This is a genomic window from Lysobacter dokdonensis DS-58 (genome assembly GCF_000770795.1).
GTDB lineage: Bacteria > Pseudomonadota > Gammaproteobacteria > Xanthomonadales > Xanthomonadaceae > Noviluteimonas > Noviluteimonas dokdonensis.
In genome coordinates this window covers 46,039-55,778 of sequence record NZ_JRKJ01000017.1, presented here as the reverse complement: position 1 = coordinate 55,778, position 9,740 = coordinate 46,039, and the positions used below count along the sequence as shown (strand labels likewise).

The 9,740-nt window shown below is 70.1% G+C and carries 7 protein-coding genes and 1 pseudogene; 6 read left to right on the top strand and 2 right to left on the bottom strand.

The window, feature by feature from the left end; translation table 11 throughout:
- Positions 1-558, top strand: a pseudogene (locus LF41_RS17005) (hypothetical protein); the annotation flags it as partial.
- Here the strand turns inward: LF41_RS17005 and LF41_RS11080 are convergent.
- The gene (locus LF41_RS11080) at positions 555-2,672 is read right to left on the bottom strand and encodes a glycosyltransferase (protein ID WP_036169639.1); all 2,118 of its coding nucleotides are present in this window, start codon (positions 2,670-2,672) and stop codon (positions 555-557) included. The pseudogene LF41_RS17005 and the gene LF41_RS11080 overlap by 4 nt on opposite strands.
- A gap of 138 nt (positions 2,673-2,810) precedes the next feature.
- On the opposite strand from LF41_RS11080, the gene mrcB reads away from it, so the two are divergent.
- From mrcB to tsaB, 5 genes are read left to right on the top strand one after another with little or no spacing between them, the layout of a single operon-like run.
- Entirely contained in the window at positions 2,811-5,228 is a 2,418-nt protein-coding gene (gene mrcB, locus LF41_RS11075; protein ID WP_052116359.1) for a penicillin-binding protein 1B, read from the top strand.
- Positions 5,225-5,749, top strand: a complete 525-nt coding sequence (locus tag LF41_RS11070) for a hypothetical protein (RefSeq protein WP_052116358.1) — start codon at positions 5,225-5,227, stop codon at positions 5,747-5,749. The genes mrcB and LF41_RS11070 overlap by 4 nt, the downstream gene beginning before the upstream one ends.
- 18 nt (positions 5,750-5,767) lie before the next feature.
- Entirely contained in the window at positions 5,768-7,756 is a 1,989-nt protein-coding gene (gene yoaA, locus LF41_RS11065) for a DNA repair helicase YoaA (protein ID WP_052116357.1), read from the top strand.
- Positions 7,749-8,144, top strand: coding sequence for a VOC family protein (locus tag LF41_RS11060; protein ID WP_036169637.1), 396 nt, complete (start codon positions 7,749-7,751; stop codon positions 8,142-8,144). The genes yoaA and LF41_RS11060 overlap by 8 nt, the downstream gene beginning before the upstream one ends.
- The gene (tsaB, locus tag LF41_RS11055; protein ID WP_036169634.1) at positions 8,141-8,839 is read left to right on the top strand and encodes a tRNA (adenosine(37)-N6)-threonylcarbamoyltransferase complex dimerization subunit type 1 TsaB; all 699 of its coding nucleotides are present in this window, start codon (positions 8,141-8,143) and stop codon (positions 8,837-8,839) included. The genes LF41_RS11060 and tsaB overlap by 4 nt, the downstream gene beginning before the upstream one ends.
- Here the strand turns inward: tsaB and LF41_RS11050 are convergent.
- Positions 8,836-9,714 carry an energy transducer TonB gene (locus tag LF41_RS11050; protein ID WP_036169632.1) on the bottom strand — a complete coding sequence of 293 codons (879 nt, stop codon included), beginning with the start codon at positions 9,712-9,714 and terminating at the stop codon, positions 8,836-8,838. The two genes, tsaB and LF41_RS11050, sit on opposite strands and share 4 nt — an antisense overlap.
- Between the last annotated feature and the right edge of the window lie 26 nt (positions 9,715-9,740).

Below are 9,740 nucleotides of genomic sequence, written 5' to 3'. Positions count from 1 at the left end.
CTCGCGCGCATGATCGACCCGAAATCGCCCGCGATCGCCGACGCCGAACGTCACCTCGCGCAATCGCGCGCACGCGGCGACCGCCTGCCGCCGCCACGCGCCGCGTCGCCCGGCCGGATGGCCGAAGTCCGCCGCCTCCTCGCCGGCGCGGCGGTGTCCGAAGCCCGCGGAGATCTGCTCACGCCTCCCGGCGACAGCGCCTACGACCAGATCCGCCGCGCCCGCGCACTCGCTCCCGACGACCCGTCCGTCCGCGCCGCGCAAGCCCGCCTCCTGCCCGCCGCGCGCAGCTGCTTCGACGATTCGTTGCGCGCGAATCGCCTCGTCCGCGCGGAAGGCTGCCTCGATGCGCGCGACCAACTCGGCGACAGCACCGCGAGCGTCCTGCAGTCCCGCAACCGCCTGGCACTGCGCTGGATCGCTGTCGGGCAGGAACGGCTGGGCGCAGGCGAAGTCGCGACTGCGCAACGCGCGCTGATGTCCGCGCGTGCACAGGACCCGAATGCGGAAGGGCTCGACGCATTCGCAGAGCGATTGCGGTTGGCGTCGAGGCGCTAGGGTTTGCCGAGCAAGACGCGACGCACCACATCGCGTCCCGCATCCAGCGAAAAGTGCCGTTCGACATTCGCCAGCGCGTTGTCGCGCAGGCGCGTCCACAATGCTTCGTCTTCGTACAGCCGCACCACGGCATCGGCGAACCGCGACGCCTCGTCCGCGACCAGCACGTCCTCGCCATTGCGCAGATGCATGCCTTCCACCGCGCACGACGTGGCGACGACCGGCTGCCCGTGCGCCATGCTCAGGTTCACCTTGCCCTTCACGCCCGCGCCGAACCGCAACGGCGCCACCGCGATGCGCGCGCCGCACATGAACGGCGCGATGTCCGGCACGTGCCCGTGCACGACGACGCCATCGACCAGCGCGAGCGACGCGATCGCCTCCGGCGTGTTGCTGCCGATGCAATGGAAACGCACGCCCGGCAAACGCGCGCGGACCGATGGAAAGACGGTGTCGACGAACCACCGCACCGCATCGACGTTCGGCGGATGACGGAAACCACCGACGAACACGAGATCGGCGCGCTGCGCGAACGGCGCACCGATGCCCGCGATCTCGTGCAGGTTCGACAACACCTCGACGTGCGCGCCGGGCGCATCGACCCCGAGCAGCGCGCGTTCGACATCGCTGACGACCAGGGTGGCGTCGCTGCGCGCGATCACGTCCAGTTCCAGGCCGCGCGTACGCAGCGCGATGTGCTTCAGCGCCGTGTCGTTCGCGAGCTCCGCACCGCGACCTTCGCGCAGGTAGTGCAGGTCCACCGTGTCGAACACCACCCGCGCCTGCGGCGCATGCTTGCGCACGAGCGGCAGGAACTCGCTGGCGACGTAATGCCGGCTCAGCACCACGGTATCGAAGCGACGCCCGTGCTCGCGGAACCACGCCGGCAAGCGGCCGACGAACGGCGCATGCCAGCATTCCACGCCGAGTTGCTGCAACACGCGCGTCGCATCGCCGTCATGCATCGGATTGGCGGGCAGGAACACCACGTGCGCGCCTTCCTCGCGCAACAGGCGCATGAGGTTCACCAGCCGCAGCGACCCCGAATCCTGGTCCGGATGCGGCGTGAGCGCATCGACGATCAACACCTGCGGCTGGCGCGCGTGCAGCACGGCCGGCGAGGGAAGCGTGCCGGGCGCGGGGTGCGCGGCGAGCGCATCGCGACGGCGCGCGGCGAATGTCGCCTGGTTGCGCACCTGCGCCGCCTTGGGGCCCACGTTCACGTCGGTGCCCGCGGTGCCGCCTTCATCGTGCACGACCACCGCGTCGGGCTGGTAAACGACCCGCAACCCGCGCGCACGAACGGCGAACGCAAGATCGGTGTCTTCGTAATACGCAGGGGCGTACGCGTGGGCGAACCCGCCGACGTCCTCGAACAACGCGCGCGGCAGCGCGATCGCCGCGCCGCTGGCGTAATCGCAATCGCGCACGTAGGCGTAGCGGCAATCCATCGGATGCGCGTTGCGGCCGTAATTCCACGCGCTGCCGTCGGAGAACACCACGCCGCCGGCCTCCTGCAAGCGCCCGTCCGGCGAGCGCAATTGCGCGCCTGCCAGGCCGACGTTCGCATGCGCGTCGAACGTGCCGAGCAAGGCATCGAGCCAGCCCGGCTGCGGGATCGTGTCGTTGTTGAGGAACACGACGTAGTCGCCGCGCGCGAGCGACGCGCCGTCGTTGCATGCGGCGATGAAGCCGCCGTTGTGCGCGCGGCGGTGGTAGCGCAGGCCGTCGATGCGGGGCAGGGCGTCGGGCGTCTCGTCCGTCGAGCCATCGTCGACGACGATCACCTCGGCGTGGGCGGTCGGGGGATGCGCCGCCAGCGCCCGCAGGCACGCGAGCGTCCTCGCGAACTGGCCGTACACGGGAATGACGATGCTCGCGCGCGGCGCCGCGCCGGCGACGTGCAGGGTGTCGGGCAACGCGAACGGGGCGAACGGCGTGGCCTGCGGCCGGTACAGCGGCGCCGTCTCCGGCATCGCGGGCCGCGCGAACCGCAGCCTTGCCTGCGCCAGCGTCGCCGACCACCCGCGGGTGCGCAGGCTCGCCACGCCGCGCACGGCCAGGCCGACGGCGCGCCGCAGGAAGAACCGCGCATCGTCCGGGGTCATCGACATGCCTTGCTGGACTCCGGCTGAAGAACGGGGGTGGGGGCCATCGCGCGCGACCGGCGGGGGCGGGACCCTGCGCTAGACTCGCGGCTCCATTGTCGCATCGCCCCGGTCCATGGCCAGTGGGCACCAACCGAACAGCCAATGCCCAAAGCACCGCGGATCGAATACGACGAAGACGACGACGACGGCCAGGACGGCGGCAGTGCTTCGTCGCCGGGCTGGAAACGCCGCCTGCTGACCTGGGGCCTGGCCGCGGTCGGGCTCGGGCTCGGCTTCCTCATCCCGTACACGATCTACCTCAACCATCAGGTCGGCGAACGATTCGGCCAGTTGCGCTGGCAGTTGCCCACGCGCGTGTATGCGCGCCCGCTCGTCCTCAAGCCCGGCACGGCGATGGATGCGCAGACGCTGAAGACCGAGCTGGAAGCGGCGGGCTACCGCGACGACGGCGCCGGCGTGCGCCCGGGCAGTTACACGCGCGACGGCGGCAAGTGGCTCATCGCCAGCCGCGGGTTCTTCGATGTCGACGGGCAAGTGGACCCGCGTCGCATCGAGCTGGTGCTGTCGGGTTCACGCGTGGCCAGCGTGCGCGACGCCGCGCGCCGGCAGTCGCTCAAGGCCGCGCGCCTGGATCCGGCGCGCATCGCCACCTTGTACGGCCAGCAGCAGGAAGAGCGCCGCATCGTGCGCATCGAGGAAGTCCCCGAACTCCTCGTCACCGGGCTGCAGGCGGTGGAAGACCGCGACTTCAACAGCCACCACGGCATCGACCTGACCGGCATCGCGCGCGCGGCGTGGGTGAACGTGCGCTCGGGCGAAGCGAAACAGGGCGCAAGCACGCTGACGCAGCAACTTGCGCGCAGCGGCCTGCTCGGGATCGGCAAGGAACAGACCTTCACCCGCAAGTTCAATGAAGTCCTGTACGCGCTGCTCATCGAAGCGCGCTACGAAAAGAAGACCATCCTCGAGGCCTACTTCAACCAGGTCTACCTGGGGCAGCAGGGCTCGCAGGCGATCCACGGCGTGGCCGCGGCGTCGGAATTCTGGTTCGGCCGCGACTTGCGCGACTTGTCGACGGAGCAGATCGCGCTGCTCATCGGCATGGTGCGAGGCCCGTCGTATTACGACCCGCGCCGCAATCCGGAGCGCGCGAAGGAACGCCGCAATTTCGCGCTCGGCAAGATGCGCGAGTCGAACCTGATCAGCGACGAGGAATTCGCACGCGCCGCCGCCGCGCCGCTCGGCGTGACCAAGTCGCCGGTGAACATCGCCAATCGTTTCCCGGCGTATGTCGACCTCGTGCGCCGCCAGCTCGCGCGCGACTATCCGGCCGATGCGCTGCAGGGTGCCGGCCTGACCGTGTTGAGCGCGATGTCGCCGTCGGCGCAGGCGTACGCCGAAGGCGCGGTGACGCGCACGCTCAAGGCGGTCGAAGGCAAGAAGCGCCCGCCGCTGCAGGCCGGCCTCGTGGTGACGGACGTGCACAACGGCGATGTCGTCGCCGTCGTGGGCAGCCGCAGTTTCCAGGAGCAGGGCTTCAACCGCGCGGTGGAAGCGCAACGGCCCGTCGGTTCGTTGCTCAAGCCGTTCGTGTACCTGCTGGCGTTGGCGCAGCCGGGCAAGTTCTCGCTGGCGAGTTTCGTCGACGATGCGCCGGTGGCCGTGACGCTCGGCCGCGGCAAGCGCTGGACGCCGGGCAATTCCGACGGCCGCAGCCACGGTCTGGTGCGCATGATCGATGCGCTCGGCATGTCCTACAACCAGGCCACGGTGCGCGTGGGCATGCAGGTCGATCCGCGGCGGCTGGCGGCGTTGATCAAGACGCTCGCCGGCATCGAGGCCGAGCCGCATCCCTCGCTCATCCTGGGCGGCGTGGACCAAAGCCCGTACGCGATGGCGCAGCTCTATCAGTTCCTCGCATCCGGCGGCGAAATCCAGCCGCTGCATGCCGTGCGCGGCGTGCTCGGCGCGAACGGCAAGGCGCTCACGCGCTACGACATCGCCCCCGCGCCCGCGCAGGAAGGCGATGCGATCGCCGCGCGCCTGATCGGCACGGCACTGCAACACGCAGTGACCTCGGGCACGGGCCGTCCGTTGTTGAGCGACGGTCTCGGCCGCCTGCAGGCCGCAGGCAAGACGGGCACCTCGAACGACAGCCGCGACAGCTGGTTCGCGGGCTACACGGGCGACCATCTGGCGGTGATCTGGGTCGGCAACGACCAGAACCAGCCGACGGGGCTGTACGGCGCGACCGGCGCGATGCGCGTGTGGTCGGGCATCTTCTCCCGCCTGCCGAGCAAGCCGCTCGAAATCGGCGACAAGGGCCTGGATTGGCAGTGGGTCGTCGGCGGCAATGCGACCAATGCCGAATGCCCGGGCGCGCGGCGCTTCGCGTTCGTCGCGGGGTTCCAGCCGCCGTTCGAGCCGTGCAACGTGCAGGAGCAGACCGAGGAATCGGGCGGGTGGCGCGATTGGTTCGGCTTCGGGCGCGATGAACAGCCGCAACAGCAGCCGCAGCAACCGCCGCAGCCGCAACCCGAGCCGCAGGAACAGCAATGACGTTGCGCTCGGTCCTCGTCGTCGCGCTCGCATCGATGCTGGCCGCCTGCGCGTCGACGCCGCCGCCATCGCAGGACAGCGTCGAGCCGGCGTACGACCCGCTCGCCCTCGTCGCGCAGATCCGCGCCGCCGCGGGCCCCGAAGATGCGAAGGACGAACTCGCGATCCGTCCCTTGCGCGACCCGATGGTCGATGGCCTGCGCAGCGATGCGGCGAAGGCCGAGCGTGAAGGCCGCTACGCCGACGAAGCGAAAACGCTCGACCAGGTGCTCGCTGAAGTCGGCGACGACCCGGCGGTCCTGCAGGATCGCGCCGAGGCCGCGTTGCTGAACCGCGATCTCGACGGCGCCGAACGCTTCGCGCGCCAGGCCCACGACGTGGGCGCCAAGGTCGGCCCGTTGTGCCGCCGCCATTGGGAAACGGTGCGCGTGGTCCGCCTGGAACGCGGCGATGCCGCGACGGCCGGCGATGCGCAGAAGCAGCGCGATGCCTGCAAGGTGACGGCGCCGCCGCGCTACTAGCGCCGTAAGATGGGCACGATGTCCGACCTCGCCGCCGCCGCGCGCGATGCGCTCGCCGAAGGCGGTGCGCTCGCCGACGCCATTCCCGCCTTCATGCCGCGCCCCGCGCAGCAGCGCCTCGCCGGCGCCGTGGCCGATGCGTTCGACACGCGCGGCACCTTGCTCGCCGAAGCCGGCACCGGCACGGGCAAGACGTACGCGTATCTCGTACCCGCGTTGCTGTCAGGGCTGAAGACGATCGTCTCCACCGGCACGCGCGCGCTGCAGGACCAGTTGTTCCTGCGCGACCTGCCGCGCGTGCGCGATGCGCTCGGCACGCCGATCAAGACTGCGCTGCTCAAGGGCCGTGCGAATTACCTGTGCAAGCACCGCCTCGAGCGCGCGAAGGGCGAGCCGCGTTTCGCCAACCGCGAGCAGATCGCGCAGTTCCAGCGCATCGTGTCGTGGAGCGGCCGCACGCGCATGGGCGACATGGCCGAACTCGACGCGCTGCCCGAAGACTCGCCGCTGCTGCCGATGGTCACGAGCACCGCGGAAAATTGCCTGGGCAGCGAGTGCCCGTTCTGGCAGGAATGCTTCGTCGTGCAGGCGCGCGCGCGGGCGCAGTCGGCGGACGTCGTCGTCGTGAACCACCACCTGCTGCTGGCGGACCTGGCGTTGAAGCAGGAAGGCTTCGGCGAAATCCTCCCGGGCGCGCAGGCCTTCGTGGTCGACGAAGCGCACCAGTTGCCCGACTTGGCCGCGCAGTTCTTCGGCGAAGGCCTGGGCGCGCGGCCGCTGGTGGAACTCGCGCGCGACGCGATCGCCGAATGCAAGGACGTGAGCGCATCCATCGCCACCGTGCAAGCGCCGGCGGCGCAACTGGAACACGCCACGCGCGTCGTGCGCGCTGCGATGGAAGTGTTGCCCACGCGCGGCACGCGCGGGCGGGCGCTGGAAGAATCCACCGTGCGCGAAGCCTTCGCGCAGCTGATGGAGACGTTGCAACGGTTCATCGATGCGTTGGCCGGGTTGCGCGAAGCGTCGCCCGGGTTCGATGCGTGCCATGCGCGCGCGGTGGAATTCGCGGGGCGGTTGCGGCGTTGGGTCGAATCGCCGGACGCGGCCGATTTCGCCGAGGCCGGCGAACCCGACGAAGGCAACGTCCTGTGGTTCGAACTGAGTCCCCGCGGCTTCCGCCTCCAGCGCACGCCCCTCGACGTCTCCGGCCCGCTGCGCGATCACCGCATGCGCTCCCATGCGGCGTGGGTCTTCACCTCCGCGACGCTCTCCGTCGCCGGCGGTTTCGATCACCTGCGCACGCGCCTGGGCCTCGACGATCCGCAAACGCTGCTCGAGCCCAGCCCCTTCGACTGGAACACGCAGGCGCTGTGCTATCTGCCGCCGCGCATGCCCGAGCCGATGTCGCGCGATTACGGCGCGGCGGTCATCGACGCATTGACGCCGGTGCTCGAAGCCTCGAAGGGCCGTGCGTTCGTGCTGTTCGCATCGCACCGCGCGTTGCGCGAAGCCGCGCAAGCGTTGCGCGACGGCCCGTGGCCGTTGTTCGTGCAGGGCGAAGCGCCGCGGCATGTGTTGCTGCAACGCTTCCGGGAATCCGGCAACGGCGTGTTGCTGGGCGCCGCCAGTTTCCGGGAAGGTGTCGATGTCGCGGGCGATGCGCTCAGTGTCGTGGTCATCGACAAACTGCCGTTCGCCGCGCCGGATGATCCGGTCTTCGAAGCGCGCCTGGACGCGATCCGTCGCAGCGGCGGCAATCCCTTCCGCGACGAACAACTGCCGCAGGCCGTCATCGCGCTCAAGCAGGGCGTCGGGCGGCTGATCCGCAGCGAGACCGATCGCGGCGTGCTGGTGCTGTGCGATCCGCGCCTGATCGGCAAGAGTTACGGCCGCACGTTCTTCGAATCGCTGCCGCCCTTCGCCCGCACGCGGGACGTCGCCGACGTCGCGGCGTTCTTTGCGGCAGAATCCACGCAACTCCCCATCGAGGCACTGCGCCATGGCTGATCGTCCTCCCCGCGTGCACGGCATCGGCGGCGTCTTCTTCAAGGCGCAGGATCCCGAAGCGTTGTCGGCGTGGTACTCCAAACACCTCGATGTCGGCGGGCAGCCGTGGGGCGGCCACATCTTCCCGTGGAAGCGCGATGACACCGGCGCGTCGGCGTATTCGGTGTGGTCGCCGTTCAAGGCCTCCACCGAGTACTTCAAGCCCAGCGACAAGCCCTACATGATCAACCTGCGCGTCGACGATCTCGACGCCGTGCTCGAAGCGCTGCGCGCCGAAGGCTGCAACGTGCTCGACCGCCGCGAGGAAGATCCGCAGCAGGGCAAGTTCGGCTACGTGCTCGATCCCGAAGGCGGCCTGGTCGAGTTGTGGGAGCAGCCGAAGGAATGAAGCTGCTGGCGTTCGAAACCGCGACGGAAGCCTGCTCGGTCGCCGTGTGGGTCGACGGCGAGGTGTTCGAACGTTTCGAGATCGCCCCGCGCCGGCACGCGGAACTCGCCTTGCCCTGGGCCGATGAAGTCCTCGCGCAAGCGGGCATCGCGCGCACGGCGCTCGATGCGATCGCCGTGGGTCGGGGCCCGGGCGCGTTCACGGGCGTGCGGCTGGCCATCGCGATCGCGCAGGGCGTCGCGCTCGCGCTCGATCGTCCGGTGGTGCCCGTTTCGACGCTCGCCGCGCTTGCATTGCAGGCGCGTGCACCCCGCGTACTCGCCGCGATCGATGCGCGCATGGGCGAGGTGTATGCCGCGGCGTTCCGCTGCGAAGGCGACAACGCGTTCGCGCTGGACCGCGAACGCGTCGCTGCGCCGGGCGATGTCGCGTTGCCCGATGAAGCCAACGATTGGATCGGCGTCGGCACGGGCTTCGATGCGGTGGACGGCACGTTGCGCGCGTCGCTCGCTTCGCGCTTCGCGCGCATCGACGCGGCTGCGTTGCCGCGCGCATCCGACGTTGCGCGATTGGGGGCGCAGGCCTTCAAGCGCGGCGAAGGCGTGGCGCCGGAACGCGCCGAGCCTGCCTACCTGCGCGACAACGTCGCGTTGACGCTGGTCGAGCAGCAGGCGAACCGCGCGGCGAAGCGTTAGCGGTCGATGAGCTCGCCGCCCGGCATGAATTGCCAGGTGCGCGTCACATGCAGGACGTCGACGCCTTCGCTGGTCTTGGGCAGCGGTGCGAACGGTTCGCTGAGTTTGACGATGCGCAGCGCGGCGGCGTCGAGCATCGGCACGTGGCTGGATTCGATGATCATCATCTTCTCCACCGTGCCGTCGCGGCGGATGGCCACGCTGATGACGAGCAAGCCGCCAATGCGGCGGCGCCGCGCTTCGTCGGGGTAGTTGAGGTTGCCCACGCGCTGCACGCGGTCCACCCAATTGCGCATGTAGGCGGCGTACGCGTATTCCTTCGTGCTCGCCGACACGAACTTGCGCTTCGGGCGCTTGGCATAGGCTTCGCTGCGCAACTGGATTTCGGCCGCGCGGCGCGCCATTTCCATGTCGCGTTCCACTTTGGCGCGGCCATCGGGGTAGGGCGCGTCCACCGGTGGCGGCGTATCGAGCGGTTGCACGGTGCGTGCGTCGCTGCGCATCGCGGTGATCACCCGCGCTTCGGGCGGCGGTTGCGGCGCGGGCGACTGGCGGCGCAGCGGTTGCGTGGCGACGCCCGGCGTCGGGCGGTCGGCGATGCCGATCTGCGCTTCGCCGGGGCGCGAGCTCTTGTCGTGTTCGCCGCCGCCCTGGTTGTTGGCCTGCGCCAGGAAGTCCGCCTGCTTCTGCGTCAGCGGGCTTTGCACCTGCGTCAGGATCACGTCGAGCGTGGGCAGCACGGGCGCGGCGTCGTCGAGCGCGAAGCCCACGCCCAGGACGAGGATGCCGTGCAGGATCAACGAGAACACCGCCGTCGCGCCGAGGCGTGCGTTGTCGCCGATCTGCGGCGGGGGCGGGGCGACGACGGCGGACATCGGATCGGGCGGTCTTCGGGCTCTGG

Coding starts and splice junctions, on each gene's coding strand:
- yoaA (WP_052116357.1), top strand. CDS start 5,768: ATGTCCGACCTCGCCGCCGCCGCGCGCGATGCGCTCGCCGAAGGCGGT.
- LF41_RS11050 (WP_036169632.1), bottom strand. CDS start 9,714: ATGTCCGCCGTCGTCGCCCCGCCCCCGCCGCAGATCGGCGACAACGCA.
- LF41_RS11070 (WP_052116358.1), top strand. CDS start 5,225: ATGACGTTGCGCTCGGTCCTCGTCGTCGCGCTCGCATCGATGCTGGCC.
- tsaB (WP_036169634.1), top strand. CDS start 8,141: ATGAAGCTGCTGGCGTTCGAAACCGCGACGGAAGCCTGCTCGGTCGCC.
- mrcB (WP_052116359.1), top strand. CDS start 2,811: ATGCCCAAAGCACCGCGGATCGAATACGACGAAGACGACGACGACGGC.
- LF41_RS11060 (WP_036169637.1), top strand. CDS start 7,749: ATGGCTGATCGTCCTCCCCGCGTGCACGGCATCGGCGGCGTCTTCTTC.
- LF41_RS11080 (WP_036169639.1), bottom strand. CDS start 2,672: ATGTCGATGACCCCGGACGATGCGCGGTTCTTCCTGCGGCGCGCCGTC.